At 66.2% G+C, this 13,614-nt stretch carries 20 protein-coding genes; 3 read left to right on the plus strand and 17 right to left on the minus strand.

What is annotated here, in order from left to right:
- Nucleotides 1-84 precede the first annotated feature (84 nt).
- Complete coding sequence (locus IFT67_RS15345; RefSeq protein WP_192239178.1) at nt 85-324, plus strand: hypothetical protein; 240 nt, start codon at nt 85-87, stop codon at nt 322-324.
- A gap of 103 nt (nt 325-427) precedes the next feature.
- Here the strand turns inward: IFT67_RS15345 and IFT67_RS15350 are convergent, their stop codons facing one another.
- The 3 genes from IFT67_RS15350 to nadC form a co-directional block, all read right to left on the minus strand.
- The gene (locus IFT67_RS15350) at nt 428-1,141 is read right to left on the minus strand and encodes a ribonuclease T2 family protein (RefSeq protein ID WP_192239034.1); all 714 of its coding nucleotides are present in this window, start codon (nt 1,139-1,141) and stop codon (nt 428-430) included.
- Entirely contained in the window at nt 1,131-1,592 is a 462-nt protein-coding gene (locus tag IFT67_RS15355) for a hypothetical protein (protein WP_192239035.1), read from the minus strand. The genes IFT67_RS15350 and IFT67_RS15355 overlap by 11 nt, the downstream gene beginning before the upstream one ends.
- Nucleotides 1,593-1,653: 61 nt before the next feature.
- A complete protein-coding gene (gene nadC, locus IFT67_RS15360; protein ID WP_192239036.1) occupies nt 1,654-2,502 on the minus strand; it encodes a carboxylating nicotinate-nucleotide diphosphorylase in 849 nt (282 codons plus the stop codon).
- A 166-nt stretch (nt 2,503-2,668) separates the two neighbouring features.
- Here nadC and IFT67_RS15365 point away from each other — a divergent pair, with 166 nt between their 5' ends.
- A complete protein-coding gene (locus tag IFT67_RS15365) occupies nt 2,669-2,818 on the plus strand; it encodes a hypothetical protein (RefSeq protein WP_181321153.1) in 150 nt (49 codons plus the stop codon).
- 37 nt (nt 2,819-2,855) lie between these two features.
- On the opposite strand, the gene nadA is transcribed toward IFT67_RS15365, so the two are convergent.
- The 6 genes from nadA to IFT67_RS15395 form a co-directional block, all read right to left on the minus strand.
- Nucleotides 2,856-3,839, minus strand: coding sequence for a quinolinate synthase NadA (gene nadA, locus IFT67_RS15370; protein WP_056057445.1), 984 nt, complete (start codon nt 3,837-3,839; stop codon nt 2,856-2,858).
- 29 nt (nt 3,840-3,868) lie between these two features.
- Nucleotides 3,869-4,594, minus strand: coding sequence for a DUF4230 domain-containing protein (locus IFT67_RS15375; RefSeq protein WP_192239037.1), 726 nt, complete (start codon nt 4,592-4,594; stop codon nt 3,869-3,871).
- Nucleotides 4,576-5,433 carry an MBL fold metallo-hydrolase gene (locus tag IFT67_RS15380; protein WP_192239038.1) on the minus strand — a complete coding sequence of 286 codons (858 nt, stop codon included), beginning with the start codon at nt 5,431-5,433 and terminating at the stop codon, nt 4,576-4,578. Before IFT67_RS15380 ends, IFT67_RS15375 begins: the two co-directional genes overlap by 19 nt.
- A 253-nt stretch (nt 5,434-5,686) precedes the next feature.
- Nucleotides 5,687-6,010: a Grx4 family monothiol glutaredoxin gene (grxD, locus tag IFT67_RS15385; protein ID WP_056057434.1), complete on the minus strand. Its 324-nt coding sequence runs from the start codon at nt 6,008-6,010 to the stop codon at nt 5,687-5,689.
- An 11-nt stretch (nt 6,011-6,021) separates the two neighbouring features.
- A complete protein-coding gene (locus tag IFT67_RS15390) occupies nt 6,022-6,252 on the minus strand; it encodes a BolA/IbaG family iron-sulfur metabolism protein (protein WP_192239039.1) in 231 nt (76 codons plus the stop codon).
- A gap of 1 nt (nt 6,253) precedes the next feature.
- Nucleotides 6,254-6,577: a DUF1476 domain-containing protein gene (locus IFT67_RS15395; protein ID WP_107962716.1), complete on the minus strand. Its 324-nt coding sequence runs from the start codon at nt 6,575-6,577 to the stop codon at nt 6,254-6,256.
- A gap of 159 nt (nt 6,578-6,736) precedes the next feature.
- Here IFT67_RS15395 and IFT67_RS15400 point away from each other — a divergent pair, with 159 nt between their 5' ends.
- Complete coding sequence (locus IFT67_RS15400) at nt 6,737-6,874, plus strand: hypothetical protein (RefSeq protein WP_206757934.1); 138 nt, start codon at nt 6,737-6,739, stop codon at nt 6,872-6,874.
- Between the two features lie 23 nt (nt 6,875-6,897).
- On the opposite strand, the gene IFT67_RS15405 is transcribed toward IFT67_RS15400, so the two are convergent.
- The 8 genes from IFT67_RS15405 to IFT67_RS15440 form a co-directional block, all read right to left on the minus strand.
- Nucleotides 6,898-7,896: an NADPH:quinone oxidoreductase family protein gene (locus IFT67_RS15405; RefSeq protein WP_192239041.1), complete on the minus strand. Its 999-nt coding sequence runs from the start codon at nt 7,894-7,896 to the stop codon at nt 6,898-6,900.
- Nucleotides 7,859-8,488 carry a 3-isopropylmalate dehydratase small subunit gene (leuD, locus tag IFT67_RS15410; protein ID WP_192239042.1) on the minus strand — a complete coding sequence of 210 codons (630 nt, stop codon included), beginning with the start codon at nt 8,486-8,488 and terminating at the stop codon, nt 7,859-7,861. Before leuD ends, IFT67_RS15405 begins: the two co-directional genes overlap by 38 nt.
- 97 nt (nt 8,489-8,585) lie before the next feature.
- On the minus strand, nt 8,586-10,022 hold the full coding sequence (leuC, locus tag IFT67_RS15415; RefSeq protein ID WP_197983082.1) for a 3-isopropylmalate dehydratase large subunit: 1,437 nt from the start codon (nt 10,020-10,022) through the stop codon (nt 8,586-8,588).
- Nucleotides 10,023-10,179: 157 nt separating this feature from the next.
- Nucleotides 10,180-11,061, minus strand: coding sequence for an alpha/beta hydrolase (locus IFT67_RS15420; protein WP_192239043.1), 882 nt, complete (start codon nt 11,059-11,061; stop codon nt 10,180-10,182).
- Nucleotides 11,061-11,744: a glutathione S-transferase family protein gene (locus tag IFT67_RS15425; RefSeq protein ID WP_192239044.1), complete on the minus strand. Its 684-nt coding sequence runs from the start codon at nt 11,742-11,744 to the stop codon at nt 11,061-11,063. Before IFT67_RS15425 ends, IFT67_RS15420 begins: the two co-directional genes overlap by 1 nt.
- Nucleotides 11,744-12,379, minus strand: a complete 636-nt coding sequence (locus tag IFT67_RS15430; RefSeq protein ID WP_192239045.1) for a CoA transferase subunit B — start codon at nt 12,377-12,379, stop codon at nt 11,744-11,746. Before IFT67_RS15430 ends, IFT67_RS15425 begins: the two co-directional genes overlap by 1 nt.
- Nucleotides 12,379-12,687 (minus strand): DUF5076 domain-containing protein, encoded by a 309-nt coding sequence (locus IFT67_RS15435; RefSeq protein ID WP_192239046.1) that lies wholly within the window; start codon nt 12,685-12,687, stop codon nt 12,379-12,381. Before IFT67_RS15435 ends, IFT67_RS15430 begins: the two co-directional genes overlap by 1 nt.
- Nucleotides 12,687-13,514: an HAD family acid phosphatase gene (locus IFT67_RS15440; RefSeq protein ID WP_342450627.1), complete on the minus strand. Its 828-nt coding sequence runs from the start codon at nt 13,512-13,514 to the stop codon at nt 12,687-12,689. The genes IFT67_RS15435 and IFT67_RS15440 overlap by 1 nt, the downstream gene beginning before the upstream one ends.
- Nucleotides 13,515-13,614 lie beyond the last annotated feature (100 nt).

Consider the following 13,614-nt stretch of genomic DNA (forward strand, 5'->3'; position numbering starts at 1 on the left):
CTCCTAGCCGGGCTTGTCGTTGCGGAACAGTATCTAACGCCGTATTTCCGCCACGTTTCGTCCGGGCGGCGGATCGCGCTTGGCGTGTGGGTGGCATCCGGCGGCGGCGCGTGGCAGGACATGGTGATGACCGACCCGACTTCCCGCGACACCCTGCCCCCCCACAAGGACCCGAGCGCTGCGGGCGGGTTCCTCGTTGCGCTTGGCATGCTGGGCGGTGCTGGGGTGGGGTTTGCGATCGGGCAGGCTACGCCGGGGTTTCTGGTGGGGACCGGGGTTGGCGTGCTGGCGGCGGTGCTGGTTTGGTTGAGGGACCGGCGGTAGCGGCATCGCGCCTCCGCCTCATCCTCTTATCGTCCGTTCGTCCTGAGTAACCGTCGAGTAGCTACTCAGCACGAACGGGGGAAATCCAAATCCTCCGGGAGGACTATCGACTACCACGCCAGATCTGAAGCGGCGCGCTCGGGCTTAGCCCCCCCTGATGCACCGGGCAGCGGCGGTAGCGGAAGCGGCGGTCGAGGCAGATCCAGACCTCGTCGAGCCAGCCCTGCTTGGTCGCGGTGACGCGCATCATGTCGGGCTTCAGGCCGGGGTTCGCGCCCGCCATTGCTGCCGCGAACCGGCCTGCGGTCAGTGGCGTGCGCGACAGTGCGTTCATGTCCGGATAGCGGAGCTTGCCGTACAGCCCGGCCGACTGGTTGAAATACTTGGCGGGACGATAGCCGGGCATGCAGGTGCCGTGCTTGGCCCATTCGTGCTGGAGCAGCTGCGCGGACGGCGTGGTGCAGAGGTGCGCACGGATCACCGGGGGCGGCACGAACTCCGCCGCACGGCAATATTGCGGCCAGTCCTTGGCGACGCCATCGGGCCACAGGCCGTGCAGCGTGAAACCGAAGCGATTGCCCGAACCGCACTGGAACCCGGACGATGCACGGTCGCCATTGTCGCGGCAATATTGCGGCGCCCAGGTGATCGCGAGCGTGTAGCTGCCGATCGGAATGTCGCGCTTCGGCTGGCTGTCCGACGGGAGATCGGGGCGGACGCGCTCGACCGTGGACGGGGTCGAACATTGATAGGCCTGTGCCTGGACGACGCCCGGCAAGGCCAGCGTCGCGGCGGCGAGGATCAGCTTAGCGATCATGCGACATATCCTCGAAAGTGTCCGGCTCGTCGGCGTCGGGCAGTTCGCCGAACCAGAGCTTTGCGTCCGCCTTGAACAGATGGAGCGCGGCGACGACGGAGAGCGCGTCGGCCGCGAACGAGACGATCGAGGTCGTGCCGATCGTCGTCTCCCCGCGCGCCACGGTTGCCAACGACAGGCCGACGCCGACGATCGACAGCACCGCGAGCACGACGACGACCCACTTCGCGGCCACGCTCGGTGAGCGCGCGGTGAAATACCAGAGCAGCAGCGTGACCGCGATGCCGATGACCTGGAACGTCGGCAGGATCCAGCTGACCTGCGCCAGGACCGGATTGGCCGCGACCAGCGCGACCCGCTGCGGCCAGTTCATCGCGGAAACGATCAATCCGAGCACGAACGAGGCGAGATACAGCCTTTCGTAGCGCACGATGGATATCGGCCTGATCATGCTCGTCGTTCCCTGCCTTGTCTGTGTCCCGCCCCGGTGCACGCCGCGATCGGCGCGGTCGTCAGGCGGTCGCGAAGTCGAGGCCTATATCCGCTGCGGGTGCCGACTGCGTCAAGCGACCGACCGAGACATAGGTCACGCCCGTCTCGGCGATCGCGCGGATCGTGTCCAGATTGACGCCGCCCGACGCCTCGGTCGGCACGCGGCCGGCGACGAGCGTCACCGCCTCGCGCAAGATCGCGGGCGGCATGTTGTCGAGCAGCAGGTGCGTCGCGCCGGCGGCGAGCGCGGGCTCGATCTGGTCGATGCGGTCGACCTCGACGATGATGTGCGCGATCCCAGCAGCCCTGGCGCGCCAGACGGCCTCGGCAACGCCGCCGGCCACCGCGACGTGATTGTCCTTGATCATCGCCGCATCCCACAGCCCCATGCGGTGATTCTGCGCGCCGCCCATGCGGGTCGCGTATTTCTCCAGCACGCGCAGGCCGGGAATCGTCTTCCGCGTGTCGAGCAGGATCGCACCGGTGCCCGCGATCGCGTCGACATAGGTCCGGGTCATCGTCGCGATACCCGACAGATGCTGGACGGTGTTGAGCGCGGACCGCTCGGCGGTGAGCAGCGCCCGCCCGGCCCCCTCGAGCCGCAGGAGTTCGGTGCCCGCGGGAACCCGATCACCGTCGTTGACGAGCCGTTCGATCGTCACGTCGGGATCGAGCGCGCGGAAGAACGCCTCGGCGAGATCGAGCCCCGCGACGACGATCGGGTCGCGACTGTCCATCACGCCGGTAAAGCGCGCATCGGCCGGGATGACGGCGGCGGACGTGATGTCGCCGATCGTCCCGAGATCCTCGGCGAGCGTCGCGGCTACGAACGCGTTGATGTCGAAGGATTTGGGCAAGGCTGCGTTCACCTGAAGTCTCCCAGAAATCGCGGGTAGGTCATGCCCGGGCGGGTGCCAAAAAACGGCGCTGGGGGACAGCGAATTTACGATGCCGACAGCCGATCGAAATATTTTGAAAACGTTGGAACCTTACCGTCCGACGCGAGTTGCCTGATCGATACCCAAGGAAATTTCCATGCCTGCCAAGACGATGACCGATACCGCACGCCTGAACGCCCTGCTGGACGAGGCGCTGATCCTCGCCGACGCACTCCAGCTGCCGATCGCTGCGATCCACATCGACCAGGCACTGGCGCACCTTGGTGCCGACGTTCCCGCCGCCTGAGCTCGGCAGGGGCTGGCGGTAGACCAGCCCCGCAGCGTCACTTCGGCCCGAGATCACCCTTCCCGACGGTATTCGATGCCATCGACAGCATGCGGTCGAGGCTTTTCTTCGCCTGGAGCCGAAGCCCCTCCTCGATCTCGATCCGCGGCGACAGATCGCGTAGCGCGACGTACAGCTTTTCGAGCGTGTTGAGCGCCATGTACGGACAGATATTGCAGTTGCAGTTGCCGTCCGCACCCGGCGCGCCGATGAAGCGCTTGTTCGGGAGCGCCTTTTCCATCTGGTGGATGATGTGCGGCTCGGTCGCGACAATCAGTGTGTCGCCGGGCATCGCGAGCGCGTAATCGAGGATGCCGCGCGTCGAGCCGACGTAATCGGCGTGGTCGAGGATGATCGGCGGGCATTCGGGATGCGCCACGACGGGCGCGCCGGGATGCTGCGCCTTCAGCTTCATCAACTCGGTCTCGCTGAACGCCTCGTGGACGATGCACACGCCCGGCCACAGCAGCATGTCACGGCCGGTCTTCCGCGCGAGATAGCCGCCCAGGTTACGGTCGGGGCCGAAGATGATCTTCTGCTCGGGCGGGATCTGCGCGAGGATCGTGTCCGCCGACGAGGACGTGACGATGATATCGGAGAGCGCCTTAACCTCGGTCGAGCAGTTGATGTAGGTCAGCGCGATGTGATCGGGATGCTTCGCGCGGAAGGCGGCGAACTGCTCGGGCGGACAGCTGTCCTCGAGGCTGCACCCGGCGTCCATGTCGGGGAGCACGACGATCTTGTCGGGCGACAGAATCTTGGCGGTCTCGGCCATGAACCGCACGCCGCAGAAGGCGATCACGTCGGCGTCGGTGGCCGCGGCCTTGCGCGACAGGTCGAGACTGTCGCCGACGAAATCGGCCAGATCCTGAAGCTCCGGCTTCTGATAATAATGCGCGAGGATGACGGCGTTCTTCTCCTTGCGGAGCCGCTCGATCTCGGCGCGTATGTCGATGCCGGCAAAGTTCTGCTTCAATTCCATGGTCGTATCCCGAGTTTAGCGCCCGTCTTCTAGCGACGATTCCCTAGCACGTCCTGCAGCGAGCGCGAGGTGTCCCAGCGTTCGGTATTCGCGGTCGGCTCGTCGGCGAAGCGCACCGCGACGGTCGCGTCGATTCCGGCAGCCCGCAGCGGCATCGCGAAACTGCGCTCGACCGCACGACGGGTGGCGTCGCGCGCGAGCTTGATCATCGCGGGCTCGCGCGCCTGCCGGATCAGTTCGATCTGCCCGGCACGGCGATTGGCGGCGTCGAGGCGTTTCTCGGCATCGGTGAACGTGGTCAGCACGCCGCCCGAACCATATTCGCGGACCGCGTTAAGATCGACCTGCGGACCATCGGCTTCGACGGCCGGCAAGCACACGGACAGCGTCTTCGAAGTGCCATCCCATGCGACATCCGACTGGGTCAGCTTGGCCATGTCGACTTCGTACCGGACCATGCCGGGCATGATCAGCGTCTTCTCGGTCGTGAAGCCGAGCTGCGACTGTTTCGATGTGACGACCGCGACATAGCGCGCGGCGAACGCCGACAGGCGGTTCTGCTCGCGCAGTCCTTCGAGGCTCGCGCTGGCGATCGTCGTCGGATCGGGCGTGAGGCGGTCGCTGACGTAGCGCTGCACACCCCAGAGCACGAGCAGCCCGGCGAGGACGAGGATCAAGACGATTCCGACGGCCTTCGCCAGGAACGGGGCCACGCCGCTCTTGCGTACGGGTTCGGTCACGCTGTCGTTCGCCATGTCTCGCCTTCCTCGATAACCAGTCCGCGGGTTTGCAGGTCGTACAGATGCGCCAGCACCGATCGTTCGGCGGCGGGCACGAGTTGTGGGCCGAGACCGACATACATGCGCTCGACCATCGCCGGGATCGGCCGCGCGCCCTCGCGGAGCAGGCGGAGGATCTGCCCTTCGCGTTGCTTGCGGTGGCCGAGCATGCCGCGGACGAGGCGTTGCGGCTTGTCGATCGCCTCGCCGTGGCCGGGATAATAGATGCGGTCGTCGCGCCCCATCAGCTTTTCGAGGCTGGCCATGTACGCCGTCATATTGCCGTCGGGCGGCGAGACGATTGTCGTCGACCAACCCATGACGTGATCGCCGGAGAACAGCGCCTTCGTCTCGGGCAGCGCGAAGGCGAGATGGTTCGAGGTGTGGCCGGGCGTCGCGATCGCCTCCAGCGTCCAGCCGTCACCGGTCACGCTATCGCCCTCTGCAAGAACGCGGTCGGGTGCGTAGGCGGCGTCGAACGACGCGTCTGCTCGCGCGCCCGCGTCGGCGAGGTCGAACGGTGCAGCGCCGACGATCGGGGCGCCGGTGAGCGACTGGAGCGGACGCGTGGCGGGGCTGTGATCGCGGTGATGATGCGTGACGACGATCGCCTTGACCGGGCGGCCATCGATCGCGCGCAGCAACGCGTCGATGTGCGCGGGATCGTCGGGACCTGGATCGATCACAGCGAGATCGGTCGCGCCGACGATATGCGTCTGCGTACCGGTGTAGGTGTATGGCGACGGATTGGGCGCGAGCACGCGGATGACGAGCGGCTCGAGCTGGATCGGGATACCGGTCGGATGCTCAGCCATGGACGCGAGATGGCGGCTCGGTGCGGCGATGGCAAGGCTCACATTCTTGGAGGGACCGTCGCCATTCTTTACAATCCCGACAGGACGGCGCTCGCGATTAACTATCGAAAGGCGCGCAATGCCGTGATGCGACGGTTCTGGCACGCGCAATGCAAAGTCTGCGCTGTCACCGAGTGCATTCGCGCTCATGCAGGGTGGATCGACCGCTACCGTCCGGTCTCGCGTCGATCCACCCTCCCCGGTGCCTCTCGGGTCAGTTCGCCTTCTGCGTCTCGAACAGCTGCGCCAGTTCGCCGCTCTCGTACATCTCCATCATGATGTCCGAGCCGCCGACGAATTCGCCATCGACATAGAGCTGCGGGATGGTCGGCCAATCCGAATAGCTCTTGATACCCTGGCGGATGCCTTGGTCCTGCAACACGTCGACGCTCTCGAACTCGACTTCGAGGTGATTCAGGATCGCGATCGCACGGCTGGAAAAGCCGCACTGCGGGAACAGCGGGCTGCCCTTCATGAAGAGGACAACCGGGCTGGCTTTTACCAGAGCGTCGATGCGGGCGTTGGAGTCGTCGGTCATGTCTTCGGTCCTCAGGAAATTGCGGTGGTAAGCTGAAGTGCATGCAGGACGCCGCCCATGCGGCCGCCCAGTGCCGAGTAGACCGCTTGGTGCTGCTTCACGCGGCTCATGCCGGCAAAGCTCGCGGCGGTGACTTTCGCGGCATAATGATCGCCGTCGCCGGCGAGATCGGTGATCTCGACCTGGGCATCGGGGATCGCATCCTTGATCATGGTAACGATGTCATCGGCAGCCATCGGCATATCAATGGGACTCCAGCAGTTGGCGACGCGCTTCGATCATCTGCTGCGCCAGCGCGCGGCGGACGGTGGCCTCATCATGGTCGAGTCCGGCTGCGGTCAAGTCGCCGACCAGTTTCCGCACGACGTCGTCGTCGCCGCCGCCCTCCATGTCGGCATGCACGAGCGCGGTCGCATAGGCATCGGTTTCTTCGGGGGTGAGCGCCATCTCCTGCGCGGCCCAGCCGCCGAGCAGGCGATTGCGCCGTGCGGTGATGCGGAACGCCATTTCCTCTTCGCGCGCGAAGTTCGCCTCGCTGGCGCGTTCGCGGTCGTCGAAAGTGGTCATTGCGCAGGTCCCCGTTCAGTCTCGTCTCGGGCCCGAGATAGGTCGTGGACCTCCCCTGCGCAATAATCGGCTGTATCGGTCAAAATAGAACTGGAACTACGACCGAAACGTACCTATCTATAAGTCAGTCGCGTGACAAATCTCACGGGCAGGAGAGCGATGATGAACATTTCGGCACACGCACCTTCGAAATCCATGCAGTCGGACACGTATGTCGTCCGAGCGCTCGGTTTCGCCGTGCTCGTATCCTTGACGATGTGGGCGGCGATCGCCGCCGCGATCTACGAGTGGAGCTGATCTGTAGCGGAGGCCGCCGGTAATCAGCCGACCTCCACGACGAGTTTACCGATCGCGCCGCGCGCCGCCATCTTGGCGATCGCCTTGCCGCCGTCCTCGAACGCGAACACTTCGGTCACGCGTGGGGCGATCTTGCCTGCTTCCCACAGGTCGAACAGCGTCTCGATATGGGCCTGGTTCGCCTTGGGATCGCGCGCCGCGAAGGCGCCCCAGAATACGCCGCAGACGTCGCAACTTTTGAGCAGCGTCAGGTTGAGCGGGAGTTTCGGGATGCCGGCGGGGAAACCGACGACGAGATACTTGCCCTCCCAGGCGATCGATCGCAGCGCAGGCTCGGCATAGTCGCCGCCGACCGGATCGTAGATCACGTGTGCGCCGTCGCGACCGACCGCGGTCTTGAACTGCTCGGCGAGCGCCTTCGACTGGTCCTTGTCGAACGGCGCGCGGGCGTAGATCAACGTTTCGTCGGGGCCGGCGGACTTGGCCGCGGCGGCTTTTTCCTCGGACGAGACGGCCGCGACGACCTTGGCGCCGAACGCCTTGCCGAGTTCGATCGCGGCGAGCCCTACCCCGCCGGCCGCGCCGAGCACGAGCAAGGTCTGTCCGGCTTTGATATGGCCGCGGTCGAGCAGTGCGTGGATCGTCGTGCCGTAGGTTAGGATCAGCGAGGCGCCCTCGGCGAAGCTGCGGCCTTCGGGAAGGCGGTAGAGCTTGGCGGGGTCGGCGATCACCTTTTCGCACAGCCCGCCGTGACCGAGCATAGCGATGACGCGGTCGCCGACTGCCCAGCCGGTGACGCCCTCGCCGATCGAATCGATCGTGCCGGCGATTTCACCGCCCGGTGCGAACGGGCGCTGCGGCTTGAACTGGTATTTGTCCTCGATGATCAGGACGTCCGGGAAGTTGATCGCGCAGGCCTTGACCGCGACGACGACCTGTCCGGGGCCGGCCACCAGATCGGGCAGCTCGACCATTTCCAGAGTTTCAGGTCCGCCGACTGCCTTCGACACCAATGCTCGCATACCCGCTCTCCACCGTCGTCCAGGGGCGATTCGATGCAACCGCCTCCTCGAATTTCGAAATCTGGGTATCCCTTGCCAGCGTCAGGCCGACTTCGTCCAGCCCTTCCATGAGACACTGGCGACGGAATGCGTCGAGTTCGAAGGTGAAGCGATCCTGAAACGGGGTGGTGACGGTCATCGTCTCGAGATCGACGGTGACGGTCTGGTCCTTGGCGACTTCGATAAGCCGGTCGATCGCCTCCTGGGGCAGCACGACGGGGACGATGCCGTTCTTGAACGCGTTGCCCGAAAAGATGTCGGAGAAGCTCGGCGCGATCACCGCGGTGATGCCCATGTCGGCGAGCGCCCACGCCGCATGCTCGCGACTGGAGCCACAGCCGAAATTATCGCCGGCAATGAGGATCGGCGACCCGGCATAGCGCGGGTCGTCGAAGATGTTGCCGGGTTGCGCGCGGACCGTCTCGAACGCGCCGCGACCAAGGCCGGTACGCGTGATCGTCTTCAGCCAGTGCGCCGGGATGATGACGTCGGTGTCGATGTTCTTCGCGCCCCATGGATAGGCGCGGCCCGAGACGGTCGTGACGGGAGTCATCGCTGTTCCGTGCGCTCCGGAACCACACGCGCCGATGCGACATAGGCCGCGACGCCGCTGAGCATTGCGCCAGCCGCCAGCAGTACGAATACCTTCTTCACACTATTTCCCCCATCAACTCTCTGACGTCGCTCAGCTTGCCGGTCACTGCCGCCGCCGCCGCCATCGCGGGTGATACCAGATGCGTGCGCGCTCCGGGACCCTGTCTGCCGACGAAATTACGGTTCGACGTGGAAGCGCAACGCTCCCCCGCAGGGACTTTGTCCGGGTTCATCGCGAGGCACATCGAACAGCCCGGTTCGCGCCACTCGAAACCGGCGGCGATGAAGATCCGGTCGAGCCCTTCGGCTTCGGCCTGGCGCTTCACTAGGCCCGAACCGGGGACGACGAGCGCGCGGACGCCGGTCGCGACATGGCGACCGTCGGCGATCGCGGCGGCGGCGCGCAGGTCCTCGATGCGGCTGTTGGTGCAGCTGCCGATGAAGACGTGCTGGATCGTGACGTCGCGCATCGCGGTGCCGGCGGTGAGGCCCATATAGTCGAGCGACTTCTGTGCGGCGGCCTGCTTGGCGGGATCGGCGAAGCTCAACGGTTCGGGGACGAATCCGGTGATCGAAACGACGTCCTCGGGGCTGGTGCCCCAAGTGAGGCCGGGCGCAATATCGGCGGCGTCGAGCGTGACGGACTTGTCGTAGCGCGCGCCGGGATCGGTCGCGAGGCTGCGCCACCATGTCACGGCCTTGTCCCAGTTCTCGCCGGTCGGGGCCATCGGGCGGCCCTTGAGATAGGCGAACGTCGTGTCGTCGGGCGCGATCAGGCCGGCGCGCGCGCCCGCCTCGATCGACATGTTGGCGATCGTCAGTCGGCCTTCGATCGACATGGCGCGGATGACGCTGCCGGTGAACTCGATGACGTGGCCGGTGCCGCCCGCCGCGCCGATCTTGCCGATGATCGCGAGGATGACGTCCTTCGGGCTGACGCCGAAGCCGAGTTCGCCGTCGACGCGGACTTCCATCGTCTTGGCCTGCGACAGCAGCAACGTCTGCGTGGCGAGGACGTGCTCGACTTCGCTAGTGCCGATCCCGAACGCCAAAGCGCCTAGTGCACCGTGTGCAGAGGTGTGGCTGTCGCCGCAGACGAGCGTGGTGCCCGGAAGCGTGAAGCCCTGCTCCGGCCCGACGACGTGGACGATGCCCTGCTCGATCGCGGTCGCGTCGATATAGTCGATGCCGAACTCACTAGTGTTGCGGCGGAGTGCGTCGAGCTGCTGCGCGCTTTCGGGGTCGGCGATCGGCAGGACGCGGCCAGCGGCATCTTTCCGCGCGGTGGTCGGCAAATTGTGATCGGGGACGGCGAGCGTCAGGTCGGGGCGGCGGACTTTGCGGCCTGCCACGCGGAGGCCTTCGAAGGCCTGCGGACTGGTGACTTCGTGGACGAGGTGACGGTCGATATAGATCAGGCAGGTGCCATCGTCGCGGCGTTCGACGACGTGCGCCGCCCAGATCTTTTCGTACAGCGTTTGGGGAGTGGCCATGATGGAGCGCGCGTTAACCGAAAAGGGATGCTGCGCCAAGGTTGTATGTAATTTTCGGTCGTTCGGATGAGCGAGCGTTAGGCTAGAAGGAAGCTTGTTCTCCCGCGAAGGCGGGAGCCCAGACTGAGTCCCCGCCTTCGCGGGGAAACAAGATGGATTACGGAGCGGGCATCGCCTTGTTCAGGAATGCGACGCTGTCGGCCAGCACCGGCGCTTTCCCGCGGAAGGGTTTCGAGAGCGCCATCGCGACGTTCTCGTGGCTCAAACCGGGGTAATCGATCTGCGTCACCGGCGCGCCGAGCGCCTTCAGCCGCGCGGTGAGGTTGATCGCGTTGTGCGGCTTTACCTGCGTGTCGTCGCCGGCGGTGATCAGCAGCATCGGCGGGGCGTCGGCGCGCGCGAAGTGGATCGGCTGGGTCATTCCCGGGTCGGCGGCGCCCTGCATCGCGTCGATCGCGCGCTTGGCGGTGAAGGGGTAGAAGTCGTACGGGCCGCACAGGCCGACCGCGGCCTTGATGATGTGCGGGTCGACGCCTTCCGCCTTCAGCCAGCGCTCGTCGAGCGTCAGCATCGCGACGGTGTAGGCGCCCGCGGAGTGGCCGGCGACGGCGATCCGGTTCGGGTCGCCACCCGACTGCGCGATGTGGTCGCGGGTCCATTTCACCGCTTCGGCACCGTCTTGGAGGAAGGCGGGGAAGCGGACGTCCGGCACTTTGCGGTAGTCGGGCATGACGACGACGTAACCCGCCTTCGCATAGGCGCGCGCCGCGAACGCGTAGGCGCCGCGCGAGCCGTGGACCCAGCCGCCGCCGTACCAGAAGATCAGCACCGGCAACCCGGTCTTGGCGCCACCGGATGGGCGCCAGACGTCGAGCTTCTGGCCGTGCGTGCCGAACGGGACGCCTTCGCGGATGCGCGCCGTCCCGCGTCCGCCGCCCATCACGCCGTCGAGGATGCTGAGCGTACCGGGGCCTGCCGTGAACGCCGCGCCCGCGATCAGGATCACGATGATCGCAACAATAATCGCGGCGCGGCGCATCAGCGGCGGAAATCCGCGGTGATCGATCCGCAGGTGAGGAGGTCGGCCTCATGGCTCTCTTCGCGCCACGTCTCGGCCAGCGCGGTCGCTTCCCATTCGCGCATCGCCGGGTGCGCGATGATCCGCTCGACCCAGGCGAGGCCTGCCGGGCCGACGTCGATCCCGTAGGTCCGGACGCGGAACGCAACCGGCGCGTAGAAAGCGTCGACGGCGGTGAAATCGGTGCCGGCGAGCCAGGGGCCACCGAACCGGTCGAGCCCCTCGGTCCAGAGTTCGGCGATCCGCGCGACATCGCGGTCGAGCGCGTCGCTGCCGGGGGCGGCATCGACGCGGACGCCGACGTTCATCGTCCGCTCGTTGCGCAGCGCCGAGAACCCGCCATGCATTTCCGCCGTCGCGCAGATCGCCCACGCGCGTGCCTCGGCGTCGACAGGCCAGACGCCGTCGTGGCGCTCGGCAAGGTAGACGACGATGCCGAGCGAATCCCACACGGTTCGCGTGCCGTCGATCAGCACCGGCACTTGGCCCGTCGGCGAGAAGGCGCGGAACGCCTCGTAATTAACGGGTTCCAGGAACGGCTCGATCCGGTCCTCGAAGTCGATGCCGAGCGCCTTCATCAGGACCCAGGGGCGCAGCGACCAGCTCGAGTAATTGCGGTTCGCGGTGACGAGGGTGTAGCCCATCAGGCGGTGTAGCGCGCGGTGGTCTTCGCGGCGATCTCGTCCGCGGTGACGCCCGGCGCCATCTCGACTAGCTTGAACGGACTGTCGTGATCGGCTCGCTGAAACACGGCGAGGTCGGTGACGATCATGTCGACGACGTTCTTGCCGGTCAGCGGCAGCGTGCAGGACGGGATGAACTTGGGGCTTCCGTCCTTGGCGGTGTGGTCCATCACGACGATGATCTGCTTGACGCCCGCGACGAGGTCCATCGCGCCGCCCATGCCCTTGATCATCTTGCCGGGGATCATCCAGTTGGCGATGTCGCCGCCTTCGCTGACCTCCATCGCGCCCAGCACCGTGAGGTCGATATGGCCGCCGCGGATCATCGCGAAGCTGTCCGCCGAGCTGAAATAGACCGACGAGGGGAGTTCGCTGATCGTCTGCTTGCCGGCGTTGATCAGGTCGGCGTCCTCCTCGCCCGCATAGGGGAACGGGCCGATCCCGAGCATGCCGTTCTCCGACTGGAGCGTCACGGTCATGCCCTGGGGGATGTTGTTCGCGACCAGCGTCGGGATGCCGATGCCGAGATTGACGTAGTATCCGTCCTTCAGTTCCTGCGCCGCGCGCGCGGCCATCTGGTTACGGTCCCAGGGCATCAGTGCATTCCTTCCTGGATGGTGGTGATGGTCGTGAATTGTTCGCGGAGCTCGGTGCCGACGCCGTCGACGATCGCCTGCAACGCGTCATCCTCGTCGAGGCCCCAGGTGCCCGCATAGGCGCGCGCGGCGTGACGGATCGTGTCGGCGAGGAGATAGCCGAACACGGTCGGATCCTCGAGGATGCCCGCGTCGATCAGCACGTTGCTGCCGGCGCCGTTGGTGATCCAGATGCGCGCGACCTCGACCGATTCGCTGGTGAGTTGCGCGCCCTTGTCGAGCGCGATCGCGTTTGGGTGGTCAGCCATCAGCGTACGCCTTCAGTCGGGGCCCAGCGGACTGCTGGCGGAAATACCTCGTCGCGGTTGCCTTTCAGCGCGGTGCCGTAGACGGGGTTGGGGAGGACGAACCACCCTGCTCCCCATCTGGCCGCGATCGCGGGCGATTGGACTGTTGCGCGACGGGCGGCGGGGGTCTGGCCGGCGTTGAACAGGTCGCTGAAGTCGCCGAGCTGGTCGCCGCCCATCGCGACGACGCAGTATTTTGCAGCGATCGTCCCGCGGCGGTCGTCTTTCTTCGAGCCCATCGCGTCGTCGCCGGCGAGGAACAGCGTCTCGCCGTGGCGCGCGGGGCCGAGTCCGGCGGCTTCGATCGTGGCCTCGGTCTGCGCGGCGTTGGCGGCGGAGCGGTTGGTGTTGAAGATCACGGTGACGCCCATCGCACGGAGTTGCTTGAGTGCGGTGAGGGCGCCGGGGACGGGGGCGACCTGCTTGACGCCGGTGCGCTCCCAGTCCTGCCAGCGGGGGTCGGACCAGGGTTGGCCGGAGGACGCGTCGTATTCGAAGCCGAGGTTGAGGAGGACGGTTTCGTCGACGTCGAACACCGCGGCTTTGGGTTTGGTGCCGCAGGTGGTCCAGGTGGGGGCGGCCAGCGAGGCGCCTTGCGCGAGGACGACGGAGGTTGGCGTGCGTTGCGCGCGGACATAGCCGACGAGCGCGTTCCAAGCCTGGATGCTGACCGCTGCGGCTTCGCCCGAGGCGTAGAGATACTGCATGCCGGCGGGTACGCCGTCGACCGTGACGGGTGCGGCGATGCTAGGCGAAGACGCGATCGAGGTCGGTGCGGAAACGCTCACGCATCCCTGTAGAGCCAGTGCCCCTGCGAACGCAGGGGTCCAGGATACCACCCGCAGCACTCGTGACCCTGGGCTCCTGCATTCGCAGGAGAACGGGGAG

Source organism: Sphingomonas sp. CFBP 13728 (genome assembly GCF_014841895.1).
GTDB lineage: Bacteria > Pseudomonadota > Alphaproteobacteria > Sphingomonadales > Sphingomonadaceae > Sphingomonas.

What these genes read in the sequence shown, in the direction of transcription:
- IFT67_RS15365 (WP_181321153.1), top strand. Translation starts at nt 2,669, where the DNA reads ATGCCTGCCAAGACGATGACCGATACCGCACGCCTGAACGCCCTGCTG.
- IFT67_RS15355 (WP_192239035.1), bottom strand. Translation starts at nt 1,592, where the DNA reads ATGATCAGGCCGATATCCATCGTGCGCTACGAAAGGCTGTATCTCGCC.
- IFT67_RS15380 (WP_192239038.1), bottom strand. Translation starts at nt 5,433, where the DNA reads ATGGCTGAGCATCCGACCGGTATCCCGATCCAGCTCGAGCCGCTCGTC.
- IFT67_RS15350 (WP_192239034.1), bottom strand. Translation starts at nt 1,141, where the DNA reads ATGATCGCTAAGCTGATCCTCGCCGCCGCGACGCTGGCCTTGCCGGGC.
- grxD (WP_056057434.1), bottom strand. Translation starts at nt 6,010, where the DNA reads ATGACCGACGACTCCAACGCCCGCATCGACGCTCTGGTAAAAGCCAGC.
- IFT67_RS15395 (WP_107962716.1), bottom strand. Translation starts at nt 6,577, where the DNA reads ATGACCACTTTCGACGACCGCGAACGCGCCAGCGAGGCGAACTTCGCG.
- leuD (WP_192239042.1), bottom strand. Translation starts at nt 8,488, where the DNA reads ATGACTCCCGTCACGACCGTCTCGGGCCGCGCCTATCCATGGGGCGCG.
- IFT67_RS15400 (WP_206757934.1), top strand. Translation starts at nt 6,737, where the DNA reads ATGATGAACATTTCGGCACACGCACCTTCGAAATCCATGCAGTCGGAC.
- IFT67_RS15390 (WP_192239039.1), bottom strand. Translation starts at nt 6,252, where the DNA reads ATGCCGATGGCTGCCGATGACATCGTTACCATGATCAAGGATGCGATC.
- IFT67_RS15375 (WP_192239037.1), bottom strand. Translation starts at nt 4,594, where the DNA reads ATGGCGAACGACAGCGTGACCGAACCCGTACGCAAGAGCGGCGTGGCC.
- nadA (WP_056057445.1), bottom strand. Translation starts at nt 3,839, where the DNA reads ATGGAATTGAAGCAGAACTTTGCCGGCATCGACATACGCGCCGAGATC.
- IFT67_RS15425 (WP_192239044.1), bottom strand. Translation starts at nt 11,744, where the DNA reads ATGGGCTACACCCTCGTCACCGCGAACCGCAATTACTCGAGCTGGTCG.
- IFT67_RS15405 (WP_192239041.1), bottom strand. Translation starts at nt 7,896, where the DNA reads ATGCGAGCATTGGTGTCGAAGGCAGTCGGCGGACCTGAAACTCTGGAA.
- IFT67_RS15420 (WP_192239043.1), bottom strand. Translation starts at nt 11,061, where the DNA reads ATGCGCCGCGCCGCGATTATTGTTGCGATCATCGTGATCCTGATCGCG.
- IFT67_RS15430 (WP_192239045.1), bottom strand. Translation starts at nt 12,379, where the DNA reads ATGCCCTGGGACCGTAACCAGATGGCCGCGCGCGCGGCGCAGGAACTG.
- IFT67_RS15435 (WP_192239046.1), bottom strand. Translation starts at nt 12,687, where the DNA reads ATGGCTGACCACCCAAACGCGATCGCGCTCGACAAGGGCGCGCAACTC.
- leuC (WP_197983082.1), bottom strand. Translation starts at nt 10,022, where the DNA reads ATGGCCACTCCCCAAACGCTGTACGAAAAGATCTGGGCGGCGCACGTC.